Annotated in this window: 12 protein-coding genes; 10 read left to right on the forward strand and 2 right to left on the reverse strand. The window is 69.7% G+C overall.

The genetic code is table 11. From position 1 onward, the window contains the following. Window positions 1–200: 200 nt before the first annotated feature. From ACWGKQ_RS28405 to ACWGKQ_RS28425, 5 genes are read left to right on the forward strand one after another with little or no spacing between them, the layout of a single operon-like run. Window positions 201–3,458: a discoidin domain-containing protein gene (locus tag ACWGKQ_RS28405; RefSeq protein WP_453294812.1), complete on the forward strand. Its 3,258-nt coding sequence runs from the start codon at window positions 201–203 to the stop codon at window positions 3,456–3,458. Window positions 3,459–3,507: 49 nt separating this feature from the next. Next, a complete protein-coding gene (locus ACWGKQ_RS28410; RefSeq protein ID WP_453294813.1) occupies window positions 3,508–4,605 on the forward strand; it encodes an enolase C-terminal domain-like protein in 1,098 nt (365 codons plus the stop codon). A 25-nt stretch (window positions 4,606–4,630) separates the two neighbouring features. Next, a complete protein-coding gene (locus tag ACWGKQ_RS28415; RefSeq protein WP_453294814.1) occupies window positions 4,631–6,004 on the forward strand; it encodes an ABC transporter substrate-binding protein in 1,374 nt (457 codons plus the stop codon). Further along, window positions 6,001–6,933, forward strand: a complete 933-nt coding sequence (locus tag ACWGKQ_RS28420; protein WP_453294815.1) for a carbohydrate ABC transporter permease — start codon at window positions 6,001–6,003, stop codon at window positions 6,931–6,933. The genes ACWGKQ_RS28415 and ACWGKQ_RS28420 overlap by 4 nt, the downstream gene beginning before the upstream one ends. Further along, window positions 6,930–7,850, forward strand: a complete 921-nt coding sequence (locus tag ACWGKQ_RS28425; protein ID WP_453294816.1) for a carbohydrate ABC transporter permease — start codon at window positions 6,930–6,932, stop codon at window positions 7,848–7,850. The genes ACWGKQ_RS28420 and ACWGKQ_RS28425 overlap by 4 nt, the downstream gene beginning before the upstream one ends. 104 nt (window positions 7,851–7,954) lie before the next feature. Here ACWGKQ_RS28425 and ACWGKQ_RS28430 read toward each other — a convergent pair whose 3' ends face one another. Beyond that, window positions 7,955–8,839, reverse strand: coding sequence for a LysR family transcriptional regulator (locus ACWGKQ_RS28430; protein WP_453294817.1), 885 nt, complete (start codon window positions 8,837–8,839; stop codon window positions 7,955–7,957). Window positions 8,840–8,958: 119 nt separating this feature from the next. Between ACWGKQ_RS28430 and ACWGKQ_RS28435 the strand changes: the two genes are divergently transcribed. The 5 genes from ACWGKQ_RS28435 (at window position 8,959) to ACWGKQ_RS28455 (ending at window position 14,309) form a co-directional block, all read left to right on the forward strand. Further along, on the forward strand, window positions 8,959–9,630 hold the full coding sequence (locus ACWGKQ_RS28435) for a succinate dehydrogenase (RefSeq protein WP_453294913.1): 672 nt from the start codon (window positions 8,959–8,961) through the stop codon (window positions 9,628–9,630). Window position 9,631: 1 nt separating this feature from the next. After that, window positions 9,632–11,581 carry a fumarate reductase/succinate dehydrogenase flavoprotein subunit gene (locus ACWGKQ_RS28440; protein WP_453294818.1) on the forward strand — a complete coding sequence of 650 codons (1,950 nt, stop codon included), beginning with the start codon at window positions 9,632–9,634 and terminating at the stop codon, window positions 11,579–11,581. Next, a complete protein-coding gene (locus ACWGKQ_RS28445) occupies window positions 11,578–12,327 on the forward strand; it encodes a succinate dehydrogenase/fumarate reductase iron-sulfur subunit (protein WP_453294819.1) in 750 nt (249 codons plus the stop codon). Before ACWGKQ_RS28440 ends, ACWGKQ_RS28445 begins: the two co-directional genes overlap by 4 nt. Window positions 12,328–12,681: 354 nt before the next feature. Further along, window positions 12,682–13,446, forward strand: a complete 765-nt coding sequence (locus ACWGKQ_RS28450; RefSeq protein ID WP_453294914.1) for a GNAT family N-acetyltransferase — start codon at window positions 12,682–12,684, stop codon at window positions 13,444–13,446. After that, entirely contained in the window at window positions 13,446–14,309 is an 864-nt protein-coding gene (locus ACWGKQ_RS28455; protein WP_453294820.1) for a lysophospholipid acyltransferase family protein, read from the forward strand. The genes ACWGKQ_RS28450 and ACWGKQ_RS28455 overlap by 1 nt, the downstream gene beginning before the upstream one ends. Here the strand turns inward: ACWGKQ_RS28455 and ACWGKQ_RS28460 are convergent. Continuing rightward, window positions 14,264–15,652 (reverse strand): DUF3500 domain-containing protein, encoded by a 1,389-nt coding sequence (locus ACWGKQ_RS28460; RefSeq protein WP_453294821.1) that lies wholly within the window; start codon window positions 15,650–15,652, stop codon window positions 14,264–14,266. The genes ACWGKQ_RS28455 and ACWGKQ_RS28460 overlap by 46 nt on opposite strands. Window positions 15,653–15,656: the final 4 nt, after the last annotated feature.

A 15,656-nucleotide genomic window follows, 5' to 3' on the forward strand; every position in this document is an offset into this window, starting at 1 on the left:
GTTCCCCGCGCCCCTAAAAGCAGGGGGCTGCACCAGCGCCCCTTCAGGGGCGCGGGGAACTGCGCGACCAGCCCCCACCGGCCCGCACCCGTACAGCCCACCGACGCCCCGGAAACCGGGCGGACGACCCGTTTTCCGTGCTCCATTCCCCAGGCGATTGGATCTCCGTGTCTCTTCTGTCTGTACGCAGAGGCAGAGCCGTGCCCCTGCCGAGAATCCTGATAGCCGCTCTGCCCCTGGCCCTCGCGGCGGCTCCGCTGGCCGTCGCCCCGGCCCAGGCGGCCCCGAAAGCGTCCGGTCTCACCGTCTACGTCTCCCCGGCCGGCAAGGACACCGGCAGGGGCACCGCCGACCACCCCTTCAAGACCCTGGAACACGCCCGGGACTACGTGCGCGACGCCAAGTCCAAGGCGGCCGGCGACGTCCATGTCCGGCTGCTGTCCGGCACGTACCGGCTCAGCCGCACCTTCACCCTCACCGCCCAGGACTCCGGCAAGGACGGACAGCGGATCGTCTACGAGGCCGCACCCGGCGCGCACCCGGTGATCAGCGGCGGCAGACAGGTCACCGGCTGGACCAAGGCCGACGCGGACGGCAAGGTCTACAAGGCGAGGCTGACCGGCCTCGACACCCGACAGCTTTATGTCAATGGCGAGTTGAGGACCCGGGCCCGCAGCGGGAAGAACCCCGCGGGCTTCAGCAAGACGTCCACCGGCTACACGTTCACCGACAGCGGCATCAGCGCCTACAAGCACCCCTCGGACCTCGAAGTGGTCAGTTCCTGGGGCTGGAAGCTGATGCGCTGCCCCGTCGCGTCGATCTCCGGCAACACGATGACGATGCGTCAGCCGTGCTGGCACAACGCCAACCTCCAGCAGGGCCAGGAGATCCAGAACCCGACCTGGCTGGAGAACGCCCGCGAGCTGCTGGACAGCCCGGGGGAGTGGTACCTCGACAAGAGCGCCGGCGACGTCTACTACATGCCCGAGCCGGGCGAGGACATGAGTACCGCGGACGTCACCGTGCCCGCGGTGCAGGACCTGGTCGACCTGAACGGCACCCGCGACCACCCCGTCACGGACGTGGCCTTCCGGGGCATCACCTTCTCCTACTCCACCTGGCTGGAACCGAGTTCGCCCGACGGCCTCATCGAGGGCCAGGCCGGCTTCCGGATGGTCGGCGACGACAACCCGACCTTCGACTCCACCCGCCTGAACTGGAAGAAGACCCCCGGCGCGGTCAACGTCAGCCACGGCCGGGGCGTCGAGTTCACCGGCAACACCTTCACCCATCTCGGCGCCGTCGGCCTGAACCTGAACACCGGTACCCAGCACACCACCATCACCGGCAACGTCTTCCGCCAGATCGCCGCGACCGGCATCCAGATCGGCGGCGTCACCTGGGGCGACGCGCACCCCGACGATCCCCGTGACATCACGAAGGACACCCTGGTGAACGACAACGTCGTCACCAAGGTCGCCGACCAGTACAACGGCTCGCTGGGCATCCTGGCCGGCTACACAGACTCCACGGTGATCACTCACAACAAGGTCTACGACCTGCCCTACAGCGGCATCTCCGTCGGCTGGGGCTGGGGCCTGACCGACCAGGGCGGCAACCCCGCCTACCCGGGCAACGCGGGCGTCCCCGTCTCCGACACCCCCACCATCAGCCGGGACACCGTCGTCAGCGACAACGAGATCGGCGACATCATGAAGTCGCAGGCCGACGGCGGAGCGATCTACACGCTCAGCAGCACCCCCGGCGGCAAGGTGACCGGCAACTACATCCACGGCACCACGCCTACCGCTTACGGCGCCGTCTACCACGACGAGGCCAGCCAGTACTGGAAGAACACCGGCAACGCGTTCTGCGACGTCGCCCTCCAGTGGCTGCTGATGAACCACGCCCAGGACAACACGGCGACGGGCAACTACACCACCCAGCCCGCTTTCAGCGTGCAGAACCAGAGCCAGAACGACGACGTCAGCGGCAACACCACCGTCGGCTCGTGCGACCAGCTGCCCGCCTCCATCGTGGACAACGCCGGCCTGGAGAAGGCGTACCAGCACCTCGACCCGGGCCCCGCGGTCACCGACCACCAGGCACCCACCGCCCCCGGCACCCCGACCTCGGTCACCGACTTCCCGACCGTGGCCGACCTGAGCTGGACCCCCGCCACCGACGACACCGGGGTCACCGGCTACTCGGTCTTCCAGGACGGCAAGCTGGTCAGCGCCTCCGGCAAGACCTCCGTACGCCTCTCCGGCCTGACGGCGGGACAGACGTACACCTTCACCGTCACCGCCCGCGATGCGGCCGGCAACGAGTCCGCGCCGAGCGGGTCGCTGAAGGTCACGATGCCCGACGGCGACGACCTGGCGCTGAAGAAGCCGGTCACGGCGTCCTCCTACTCGGAGGACAACACCCCGGCCAAGGCGGTCGACGGCGACCTGTCGACCCGCTGGGCGCAGGGCCTCGGCCTGCCCGACCCGTCCTGGATCCAGGTGGACCTCGGAGCGTCGTACGACGTGACCGGCGCGATCACCACCTTCGAGAAGAGCAGCGGCTACAAGTACCGCATCGAGGTCTCACCGGACGAGGTCCACTGGCAGACCCTCGCGGACCACACCGCCGGCAACACCACCGCGCAGACCGACTACGCCGACGCCGGCACCCCGGTCACCGGCCGCTTCGTACGTCTGACCGTCACCGGCTCCAGCGGCAACGGCGGCAGCATCTACGACTTCCAGGTCTACGGCACCGCCCGCGCACCCGGCTCCGACCACACCGCTCCCAGCAGCCCCGGACAGCCCACCGCCAAGGCGCTGCTGCCCAGCCTGGTGGACGTCAGCTGGCCCGCCGCCACCGACGACACCGGCGTGACCAGCTACGTCGTCTACCAGGACGGCACGCGGATCGGTGTCACCGGTGGCACGACCTACCGGGTCGCGGGCCTGAAGCCCGGGACGAAGTACTCCTTCACCGTCGTCGCCCGCGATGCCGAACTCAACGCCTCCGACCCCAGCCCGGCGGCGGAGGTCACCACCCCGGCCGACGACGACCTGGCCCTGGACAAGACGGCGACGGCGTCCTCCGAGTCGGACGGATACGCTCCGGCCAAGGCGGTCGACGGCGACCTGTCGACCCGCTGGGCGCAGGGCCTCGGGCTGCCCGACCCGTCCTGGCTCCAGGTCGACCTGGGCAAGGACACCGGCGTCTCCGCCGTCGTCACCACTTTCGAGAAGGCGAGCGGCTACAAGTACCGCCTGGAGTACTCCGCCGACGGCGCGAACTGGTCGACGTTCGAGGACCACACCGCGGACGACACCGTCGCGCAGACCAACTACTCCTTCGCCGACGAACCGGTCACCGCCCGCTACCTGCGCCTGACCGTCACGGGCTCCAACTGGAACGGCGGCAGCGTCTACGAACTCCAGGCGTACGGCGGCTTCTGAGCCGACAGCTCCCGGCCGGGCACCTCTCTCACCGAAAACGAAAGCCAGGATGAAGATCACCCATGTCGAAGTACACCGGATCGACGTTCCGGCGGCCGATCCGCCCTTCCGCTGGCGCCACGGCCTGAGCGGCAGCGCTCCGGCCGGCGACGGCGCGGTGCTGCGCATCGGCACCGACGAGGGGGCCGAGGGCGTGGCCCTGTTCGCCCGCCCAGGAGCCTTCAGCACGCTCACCGAGCTGGTGGACCGGGTCTTCCGCGAGGAACTGGTCGGAGCCGACCCGTTCCAGCGGGAGTGGCTGTGGCACCGGGTGTGGGAGCTGGACCGGATCCACGAGCTCCCGCTCCCCACCCTGGGCCTGATCGACATCGCCCTGTGGGACCTGGCCGGCCGCTACCACGGCCAGCCGGTCTGGCGGCTGCTCGGCGGCTTCCGGGAGTCCATCCCCGCCTACGCCTCGACGTCGACGTTCGCCACCACCGAGGAGTTCCTCGACGTCGCCGACCAGTGCCTGGACCTCGGCTACCGGGGCATCAAACTGCACGCCTGGGGCGACGCCCGCCGGGACGCCGAGCTCTGCCTCGCCCTGCGCGCGCACGTCGGTCCCGACGTGCCCCTGATGTACGACGGCTCGGCCGGCTTCGACCTGCCCGACGCGATCCGCCTCGGGCGAGCCCTCTCCGAGGCGGACTACCTCTGGTACGAGGAGCCGATGCGCGAGTTCAGCGTCTCCGCCTACCGGCAGCTCGCCGCGGCCGTGGACGTCCCGCTGCTGGTCGCCGAGACCTCCGACGGCGCCCACATGAACTCCGCCGACTTCATCCGGGCCGGCGCCGCCACCTTCGGCGTCCGGGCCGGCACCACCCTGCGGGGCGGCATCACCGGCGCCATGCGCACCGCCCACCTCGCCGACGCCTACCGGCTGCGCGCCGAGGTGCACGGTTCGGACATCCCCAACCACCACCTGTGCATGGCCATCTCCAACACCACCTACTACGAGTCCCTGGTGACCGCGACGACGGTCGTACGCGAGCGCCACGTGGACGACCGGGGCCTGGTGCACGCCCCCACGGCACCCGGCATCGCCCTTCCCCTCGACCTCGGCTACGGCAGCGAACTCCTGCCGTTCGTCGAACAGCCGCGCTGACCGGCAAGAACAGAAAGGCAAGACAATGAGGTCTTCCGTCTCCAGGAGAGCGGGCGTTCCGCGTACGGCCGCCGCCGTGCTCTCCCTGACCACCGCGGCGCTCCTGGCCGGCTGTGCCAGCGCCGACACCACCGCGCAGCCCTCTTCCGGGCAGTCGACCTTCAAACCGGTCACGCAGAAGGACGGTTCACAGATCACGGTCTGGGCGGACTCGACCCGCCTGCCCTCCGTGCAGGCGTACCAGAAGGCCCATCCGGACGTGAAGATGGACATCGTCACGTACGACGGCGGGGCCGACGGCTCCACCTACCTCCAGTCCAAGGTGCAGCTCTTCGACCGGACCGGCAGCGGCTGGCCCGACGTGGTGTTCGGCTCGCCCACCGACGTCACCTGGGCCTCCGCGCCCACCAAGCCCGGCGTCCAGCCGTTCGCCGCCCCGCTGGACGACAAGCTCGTCCCGCAGAACACCCTGGACGGCTTCGCCAAGGGCTCCCTGACGCCCTGTCAGTTCGACGGCCACACCTACTGCCTGCGCAACGACATCGCCCAGGTGGTCCTCTGGTACAACAAGTCCCTCATGGACAAGTGGGGTTACCAAGTCCCCACCACCTGGGAACAGTACGAGGCCCTCGGCAAGCGGGTGGCCAAGGAGCACCCCGGTTACCTCGTCGGCTCGGTCGGCGACACCAACTCCCACGAGTCGTACTTCTGGTCCGGCCAGTGCCCGGCGTTCGACCTGGTGAAGCCGGACACCCTGCGCACCGACCTCCAGGACCCCGACTGCACCCGCACGGCCAAGCTCCTGGACGGCCTGATCGACGCCAAGGCCGTCACCACCAAGGGCTTCTTCAGCCAGGGCTTCGCCAAGGAGAGCGGGAACAAGGTCCTGATGGCGTACGGCCCGTCCTGGTACGGCCAGTACCTCTTCAAGGCGGCCTTCAACACCCCGGCCAAGCAGATCGCCGCGGCACCCCCGCTCACCTGGCAGGGCGAGACGAAGGCGGCCACCGGCAACGTCGGCGGCGGGGTCTGGATGGTGTCCTCGCACAGCGCCAACCTCAAGGCCTCCACCGACCTGGTCACCTGGCTCACCACGTCCGACGAGAACCAGGCGACCGCGCCCACCTACCCCGCCTACACCAAGGCCGCCCAGGCCTGGCTGAAGAACCCGGCCAACAGCGGCTACTTCGCCAATGATGTCAGCCCGGCGTTCGAGCAGGCCGCGAACGAGGTGTGGACCGGCTGGTCGAACACCAAGTTCTCCGACTCGACTGCCTGGTCCAGCGTCGTCCTGCCCGCGCTGACCGCCGGAAAGAGCCTGACCGACACGCTGCCGGCCTGGCAGAAGGAGATCGGCAACGAGGCGAAGGCGCACGGCTACAAGGTGGCGAACCAGTGACCCTGCTGGAGACCGAGCACGTCGCCGTCTCCTCCCTGCGCCGCGGCACCCCGCCGCGGCGCAGGGCCCGCGGCCGTGCGGGCTACTGGTTCGTCGCCGGCTACGCGCTGCTGCTGCTCGCCTTCGGCATCGTCCCGACCGCGTACTCCTTCTACCTGGCGTTCACCAACGACCGGGGCCAGTTCACCGGCCTGAACCAGTTCGTCAAGGTGGTCCAGGACTACCGCTTCGGGCCGGCTTTCACCCACATGCTGAGCTACCTGGCGCTGTGGCTGATCACCCTCGTCGTCCTGGTCGTCCTGGTCGCGGTGCTCCTGCGCAGCCGGGTCCGCCCCGGCACCTCCGCCCTCCTCCGCTTCCTCTACTACATGCCCGGCGCCCTCGCGGGGGTGGCCAGTGTCCTGGTCTGGCTGTTCATGCTGGACCCGGACGTCAGCCCGGTGTCCTGGCTCCTCAAGAGCCTCGGCATGCAGACCTTCGCGGCCGTCCTCGCCCCGGCCGACCTGCCGTGGATCCTCATGCTCATCGCCTTCTGGACCGGCGCGGGCGGCTGGATGGTCGTGATGTACGGGGCGCTCAACAACATCCCCGACGAGGTCGTCGAAGCCGCCCGGATGGACGGCGCGGGTCCCTGGCGGACCGCCTGGCACATCCAGATCCCGATGATCCGGCAGTGGATCGTCTACATGACCATCATGGCGTTCGCGACCGGCACCCAGCTGTTCGTCGAGCCCCAGCTGCTCCAGACGGCAAGCCTCGGCCGGGTCAGCCCCACCTGGTCGCCCAACCAGCTCGCCTACGTGTACGCCTTCCAGCAGGGCGACTTCAACGGCGCCGCCGCCATCTCCGTCGTCCTGTTGGCCGTGGGGCTGCTGGCCGCGGGCCTGCTGGTCGCCCGCTCGAACCTGTTCAAGTTGGATGAGTCATGACGCAATCAACTCTCACTCCGGCGGCGCCGATCCGCCGCGTCCGGCCGTCGGCCTCCAGGGCCCTCTCCTTCCTGATCGTGGCCCTCCTCCTGGCACTCCTGCTGGTGTTCTTCGTCCTGCCGGTGATCTGGCTGCTGCTCGCCCCGTCCAAGACGGCAGGCGAGGTGGTCCGCGACAACCCGCTGTCCTTCGGCTCGTTCGGGCAGATCGGCGCGGCCTGGCGGCACCTCTTCGCCTTCCAGGACGGCGCGATGCTCACCTGGCTGAAGAACTCGGCGATCTACTCCGGCGGTTCGCTCGTCCTGACCCTCGCCGTCAGCGTCCCGGCCGGCTACGCCCTGGCCCTGACGAAGTTCAGGGGCCGCAAGACGCTCCTCGTGATCACCCTGGTCACCATGATCATGCCGCAGGCCACCCTGGTCCTGCCGGTCTTCCTGGAGCTCAACCGCTTCCACCTGATCGGCACGGTCTGGTCGGTGATCCTGCCCTTCTCGTTCTACCCGTTCGGCGTGTACCTCGTGTACATCTACTTCGGCAGCAGCCTGCCCAGGGACCTGCTGTCGGCGGCCCGCATCGACGGCTGCACCGAATGGCAGCTCTTCGCCCGCATCGCGCTCCCCCTCGCGAAACCGGTGATCGGCCTGGTCGCGTTCTTCAGCTTCGTAGGCAACTGGAACAACTTCTTCCTCCCCTACCTGGTCCTCCCGAACAGCAACGAATTCCCGGTCCAGGTAGGCCTCAACCAACTCCTCACCTCCACCCCGTCCTTCAACCCGGTAGCAGGCGCAGGCCTGAACATCACCATCCCCGAACTGGCCTTGGCGATCATCATCGCAATCCTGCCGGTCCTGGTCCTGTTCCTCTTCTCCCAACGCACCTTGGTGTCAGGGATGCTGGCGGGCGCGACCAAGGAATGAACGCCAACTACAGCGCCCCTTCAGGGGCGCGGGGCTGTTTCAATTTGCGGCTCCGCCGCGTGGGCGCGACCAGCCCCCACACACCCGCACCCAACCACGCTCCGTCACCTCTCCAACAACATCCTCTGCAACTCCCGAGCGGCCCGAGGCGGGGCAACATCACTCCGGTGAGCCAACGCGATCGTCCGGTACAACCCCGGCCGAGCCAACGGAGTGACCCGCAGCCCCCGCCCCGACCGAGCCGCCACCATCCGAGGCACCACGGCCACCCCCAACCCGGCCCGCACAAACCCCAGCACCGCGTCCATCTCACCCCCCTCGACAGCAAACCCCGGCTCGAACCCAGCGGAGCGACACGCCGCGACGGTCAGCTCCCGCAGGTCGTACCCGTGCCGGAACATCACCAGCCGCTCCCCCTCCAGATCGGCGATCTTCACCCCGCCCCGCCCCCGCCCGGGCGCCGTCGCCTCGGGCGAGGACACCACCACCAGGTCCTCCCGCAGCAGCTCGACCGTCGTCAGCGCGGGCGACCCCGGCGGCAGCGGCAGCACGATCAGCGCCAGGTCCAGCGCCCCGCGCGCCAGCTCCCGTACGAGATCATGGGACCCGCTCTCCTCGATCAGCAGCTGGATCCCCGGATACCGGTCGTGGAAGGCCCGCAGCACGTCCGGCAGCAGCCCGGTGCACAGACTCGGCGTCGCCCCCAGCCGCACCCGGCCACTGCGCAGCTGCACCAGCTCCTGCACCTCGTACCGGGCGGTGTCCGCGTCCGCGAGGATCCGCCGGGCCAGCGGCAGCAGCGCCTCGCCCGCGTCGGTGAGGGTGATGTTGCCCCGCGCCCGCAGGAACAGGTCCGCCCCCAGCTCCCGCTCCAGCGCCTTGATCTGCTGGGACAGCGACGGCTGGGCGACATGGACCAGCTCGGCGGCCCGGGTGAAGTGCCGGGTCTCCGCCACGGCGACGAAGTACTGAAGCTGCTGGAACTGCATGGTGACACGATAGCTCTTGCCTATCGAATCAAGCCGGACCATGTCTTGGACTGATCGGGTCCTCCGGCCCTAGCGTCGTCCGCATGGCTCTGGCAACGCGGACGGACCGACGGCCGTCCATGGCGCGCACGATGTGGGACAGCTCCGTCGGCAAGAAGACGGTGATGGCCGTCAGCGGCCTGATCATGCTGCTCTACCTGGTCGCGCACGTGATCGGGAACCTGAAGATCTTCTTCGGGGCGGGCGAGTTCAACCACTACGCCCACTGGCTGCGCACCGTCGGTGAACCGTTCATGCACTACGAGTGGACGCTCTGGCTCATCCGGATCGTCCTGGTCGTCGCGGTGGTCGCGCACGCCACGTCCGCGTACCAGCTCAGCCGCCGCGACATCAAGGCACGCCCGAGCAAGTACGTGCACAAGAAGCCGCAGGCTTCCTACGCCACCCGCACGATGCGCTGGGGCGGGATCATCCTCGGCCTGTTCATCGTCTGGCACATCCTCGACCTGACCACCGGCACCGTGCACTCCGGCGGCTTCCAGCCGGGTCACCCGTACCAGAACGTCGTGGACACCTTCTCCACCTGGTACGGCGACGTCATCTACATCGTCGCGATGCTCGCGCTCGGCCTGCACATCCGGCACGGCTTCTGGAGCGCCGCCCAGACCCTCGGCGTCGGCAGCCGCACCCGCGACCGCGCCCTCAAGATCACGGCCGACGTCCTCGCAGTGCTGCTCACGGCCGGCTTCATCGCCGTACCCGTGGGCGTCATGACCGGAGTGGTGAGCTGACATGACCGACTACGTGAACTACCCGACCGGCGCACCCGTCACCGACGGCAAGGCTCCCGACGGCCCGATCAACGAGCGCTGGGACCGGCGCCGTTTCGAGGCCAAGCTGGTCAACCCCGCCAACCGGCGCAAGCACACCGTGATCGTCGTCGGCACCGGCCTCGCGGGCGGCTCCGCCGGCGCCACCCTCGCCGAACAGGGCTACCACGTCGTCCAGTTCTGCTACCAGGACTCCCCGCGCCGCGCCCATTCCATCGCGGCACAGGGCGGGATCAACGCGGCGAAGAACTACCGCAACGACGGCGACTCCGTCCACCGGCTGTTCTACGACACCGTCAAGGGCGGCGACTTCCGCGCCCGCGAGTCCAACGTGCACCGGCTCGCCCAGATCTCCGTCGAGATCATCGACCAGTGCGTGGCGCAGGGCGTGCCGTTCGCCCGTGAGTACGGCGGACTGCTCGACACCCGGTCCTTCGGCGGCGTCCAGGTGTCCCGGACCTTCTACGCCCGCGGCCAGACGGGACAGCAGCTGCTGCTCGGCGCCTACCAGGCGCTGAGCCGGCAGATCGCCGCCGGGAACGTGGAGATGCACCCGCGCACCGAGATGCTCGACGTGATCGTCGTCGACGGGCGGGCGCGCGGGATCGTGGCCCGTGACCTGGTCACCGGGAAGATCGACACGTACTTCGCGGACGCCGTCGTCCTCGCCAGCGGCGGCTACGGCAACGTCTTCTACCTGTCGACGAACGCCATGAACTCCAACGCCACCGCGGTCTGGCGGGCGCACCGGCGCGGTGCCTACTTCGCCAACCCCTGCTTCACCCAGATCCACCCCACCTGCATCCCGCGCACCGGCGACCACCAGTCCAAGCTCACCCTGATGAGCGAGTCGCTGCGCAACGACGGGCGGATCTGGGTGCCCAAGGCCAAGGGCGACACCCGGCCCGCGAACCAGATCCCCGAGGACGAGCGCGACTACTACCTGGAGCGCATCTACCCGTCCTTCGGCAACCTGGTCCCGCGCGACATCGCCTCCCGCGCCGCGAAGAACGTGTGCGACGAGGGGCGGGGCGTCGGCCCGGGCGGCCAGGGCGTCTACCTCGACTTCGCCGACGCCATCCAGCGGATGGGGCGGGCGGCCGTCGAGGCCAAGTACGGCAACCTCTTCGACATGTACCAGCGGATCACCGACGAGGATCCGTACCGGGTGCCGATGCGGATCTATCCCGCCGTGCACTACACGATGGGCGGGCTGTGGGTCGACTACGACCTCCAGACCACCGTCCCCGGGCTGTTCGCGGTCGGCGAGGCCAACTTCTCCGATCACGGCGCCAACCGGCTCGGCGCGAGTGCGCTGATGCAGGGCCTGGCCGACGGCTACTTCGTCCTCCCGGCCACCATCAACGACTACCTCGCCCGCAACCCCCACCAGGACGCCGTGACGGACGAACACCCCGTCGTGCAGGAGGTGCTGGCGGAGACCGAGGACCGGCTCAACCTGCTGCTGTCCGTCGACGGCGACCGAACCCCCGACTCCTTCCACCGCGAACTCGGCGAACTGATGTGGGAGTTCTGCGGGATGGCCCGGACGGACGCCGGGCTGCGCAAGGCACTTGAGCGCATCCCGCAGATCCGCGAGGAGTTCTGGCGGCGGATCAAGGTGCCGGGGACCGGCGAGGAGTTCAACCAGTCCCTGGAGAAGGCCAACCGGATCGTCGACTACCTGGAACTGGCCGAGCTGATGTGCCTCGACGCGCTGCACCGCGCCGAGTCCTGCGGCGGTCACTTCAGGGAGGAGTCCCAGACACCGGACGGCGAGGCGGCCCGCAAGGACGACGAGTTCGCCTACGCCGCCGCCTGGGAGTTCACCGGCACCGGGGACGCCCCGGTGCTGCACAAGGAAGACCTGGTCTTCGAGTACGTACACCCCACCCAGCGGAGCTACGCATGAAGCTCACCCTGCGCGTCTGGCGGCAGCGGAACGCCGACGCCGACGGCGCGATGTCCACGTACGAGGTGGACGGCATCTCCTCCGACATGTCCTTCCTGGAGATGCTCGACACCCTCAACGAGGAACTCATCCTGCGCGGCGAGGACCCGGTCGCCTTCGACCACGACTGCCGTGAGGGCATCTGCGGCGCGTGCTCCCTCGTGATCAACGGGGACGCGCACGGGCCCGAGCGCACCACCACCTGCCAGCTGCACATGCGGTCCTTCAAGGACGGCGACACGATCGACATCGAGCCGTGGCGGGCGTCGGCGTTCCCGGTGATCAAGGACCTGGTGGTGGACCGGACGGCGTTCGACCGGATCATCCAGGCGGGTGGGTATGTCACCGCGCCGACCGGGTCGGCGCCCGAGGCCCACGCCACGGCCGTACCCAAGGCCGACGCCGACTTCGCGTTCGAGCACGCGGAGTGCATCGGGTGCGGGGCGTGTGTCGCCGCCTGCCCGAACGGGGCGGCGATGCTGTTCACCTCCGCCAAGGTCAACCATCTGAACGTGCTGCCGCAGGGGGCGCCCGAGCGGGAGACGCGGGTGCTGGACATGGTGGCGCAGATGGATGCGGAGGGGTTCGGGGGGTGCACGTTGACGGGGGAGTGCGCGACGGCTTGTCCGAAGGGGATTCCGCTGGTGTCCATCACGAGCATGAACAAAGAGTGGCTGCGGGCTACCCGGAAGGCGGGGAAGCGGTAGCGCCGTCGGGGAGTGCGGGTGCCTGGGGGCTGGTCGCGCAGTTCCCCGCGCCCCCAAGAGGGCGCGTTGCAGTGCGGGGCCGCTGACATGTGAAAGACGTTCGCCGAAAGGTGCGGACGGGCGGGGTCGGGGTTGGTGCTCTCCGGCCCCGTCTCGCGTTCTTTACGGCCGTTTGATCACGGTAGCGTTACCCTCAGGCGTCCGTGAGTGACCGGCGAGGCTCCGACCCCCGGCATTCAGCAGTCCCACATCCACGGGTCCCGCGCATGTCACGCCGAGTCCAGCCTGCCACGGAAGAAAGCAGGTGCAGATTTCCTCAGCTTCCGCTCGGCGCAGGAGACCTCCATGACCGCCATGCCCGCCTCACCCCCCGCCATCGCCGCCCCACCCGGAGACTCCGGCTATCTGGTGCAGCTCGCCCGTGACGAGGACGACGTCCGGGCCGCACAGCGGCTGCGCCACCAGGTGTTCGCCGGAGAGATGGGCGCCCGGCTCGACGGGCCGGAGCCGGGGCTGGACGTGGACGCCTTCGACGCGTACTGCGACCACCTCCTCATCCGCGAGGCCCTCACCGGCGAGGTCGTCGGCACCTACCGGCTGCTGCCGCCGGAGCGTGCCGCGGTCGCCGGCCGACTCTACTCCGAGGGCGAGTTCGACCTCACCCCGCTCGACGGCATCCGCTCCGGCCTCGTCGAGGTCGGCCGCTCCTGCGTGCACCCCGCGCACCGCGACGGTGCCGTGATCGGTCTCATCTGGGCCGGGATAGCCCGGTACATGGTGGACCGCGGCCACGAGTGGCTGGCCGGCTGCTGCTCCGTCCCGCTCGCCGACGGCGGTGCCCTCGCCGCCGCGACCTGGGACCGGGTCCAGGCCAAGCACCTCGCGCCGGAGGAGTTCCGGGTACGGCCGCTGCGGCCCTGGGTCCCCAGCGGCCCGGCCCCCGAGGGCCGCACCGAACTGCCCGCCCTGCTGCGCGGCTACCTCCGTCTCGGCGCCTGGGTGTGCGGGGAGCCCGCGCACGACCCGGACTTCGGGGTCGCCGACATGTACGTGCTGCTGTCGATGCGCCGCGTCAACGCGCGCTATCTGCGGCACTTCCTCTCGCTCGTCCCGGCCTGATGAGCGTCTGGCTGCCCAGCGCGCCCTGCACTCCGGGCGCCTGCGTGGAGCGCGCGGGGTCGCTCACGGCCCTGCCCCGGGCGGTGCTGCGGTTCGCCGCGGTGGTGGCCCTGATGCTCGTCGCCATCGTGCTGCTGCCGCTCGGCGGGCGGATCCCGGCCGAGTGGGTGCGGCGGTTCTCCCGCACGCTCGTCCGGGCCGCCGGGGTCCGGGTCCGGATCACCGGCAGCGCCCCGGGCGCCGGCGGGGTGCTGCTCGTCGCCAACCACATCTCCTGGCTGGACATCCCGCTGCTGGCCGCCGTACGGCCGGCGCGGATGCTCGCCAAGAAGGAGATCCGCGAGTGGCCGGTGGCCGGCGCGCTGGTGGCCGGGGCCGGGGTGCTGTTCATCGACCGGGACCGGCTGCGCGCGCTGCCGGACATGGTCGGCCGGATCGCGGGGGCGCTGCGGCAGGGGGCCGCGGTGGTCGCCTTCCCGGAGGGCAGCACCTGGTGCGGCCGGGCCCAGGGGCGGTTCCGGCGGGCGGTGTTCCAGGCCGCGCTGGACGCCGGCGCGCCCGTGCAGCCGGTGCGGCTGCGCTACCGGCTGGAAGCGGGAGCGGCCAGCACCGTGCCCGCCTATGTCGGCGAGGACACGCTGCTGGCCTCCCTGTGGCGAGTGGTGACGACCCGTGGCCTGGTGGCCGAGGTGGAGGTGCGGCCGCTGATAGCGGCCGGCAGCCACCCGGACCGTCGTACCCTCGCCCGCGCCGCCCAGCCGGGGACCCACGAACCCGCCTGGACGCACGCGGCTCTGGTGAGCCCCGAGCGGGCTGCTCAGTGGTCGGTCTCCAAGTGGAGCTTGAGCAGGTCGACCCCGTAGTCGCCGCCGTTGGGCGTGCGGATGATGGTGTGGATGTGCTGCTGGGTCGGGGTGCCGTTCGGGCCGCCCATGCCACCGCCGCCCGGCCCGCCGGAGGGCATGCCGCCGGTGGGCTGTCCGGTCATCTGACCGGTGGGCTGTCCTGAGGGCTGGCCGCCGCCGGTGCCGGTCTTCGTCCCGTACGCGAGCGGGGACTGGGCGTCGTACTCGATGAGCACGACCGGGCTGTGCACCCGGTAGTAGAAGGCCGAGGTGTCCTTGGTCCCGCCCAGCCAGTAGAAGTACGTCTGGTCCAGGTGCTTCTCCACCTCGCTCATCTTCACCCCGGCGTGGCCGTCGTCCATGTAGCCGACGTACACCCGGACCAGGTCGAGGAGCTTGTCCTTCTGGGCGGAGGTGAGCGCGGAGCCGGGCAGGCCCTGGTAGGCGAGCTTCAGGTTGTCGGAGCCGGCGCCCGCCTTCATGTCGGTGCCGGACTTGCTCACCTTGGAGTCGATCACCTTGCCGCGCTGGGCGGAGGTGAGCGAGCGCAGCAGGGTCAGACCGGCCTTGGTCTCCGGCTTGAAGAGGGTGATCTTCTCGCCCTGGTAGGTGGCCGAGGTCGGCTCGGAGCCCATGAAGGTCGGCGTCATCACGACCTGGTCGCCCAGCACGAAGTAGTTGATGGCGACATGGTGGCCCTCGTACTGGAAGCCCCACGGCTTGCTGGTCGACGGGGTGCCCATGAAGGTGAAGAAATAGGCGCCCTCGGTCAGGGTGTCCCGGTTGCCGCCGTTGTAGTCGCCCAGGAACTGGTTGAGCTTCATGATGTTGCGGGTCTGGGTGAGACCCTTCGCGGACAGCGCGGCGGCAAGCAGCGTAAAGCCCAGCTCCCGCTTCTTGTCCGTGATGTCGCCCATCCGGACACCCTTGCGCTCGTAGCCGTCGACGTTGCTCCAGGCCAGCCACTCGTCGTCGGCCACGTCGAAGGTGCAGGACTTGCGTTCCTTCGCACTGAGCCCGTCCAGGAACGCCTGTGCGGCCTCGACGACCTTGTCCGTGGAGACGTCGGTGGAGTGGATCGAGTACAGGTCGTCGACGACCTTGCCGTCCGTGGTGAGGCCCGTGAAGTCCTTGTACTTGACCTCGGTCTGGCCGGGGCCCATGCCGCCGGCTCCGCCGGGGCCGCCCGAGGGCATGCCGCCGTTCGGGGCCCCGGAGGGCGAACTCGACGCGTTCGACGAGCCGTCGGAGCAGCCGGTCATGGTCGCCAGCGCGGCGACCCCGCCGGCGAGCAGCGCCTTGTTCATGAACCAGCGGCGGCTGCGCTCGGCTTCGGGGGTGCGGGGGTGGTGTCCGTGCATGCGC

This window comes from Streptomyces sp. NPDC054770 (assembly GCF_053611985.1).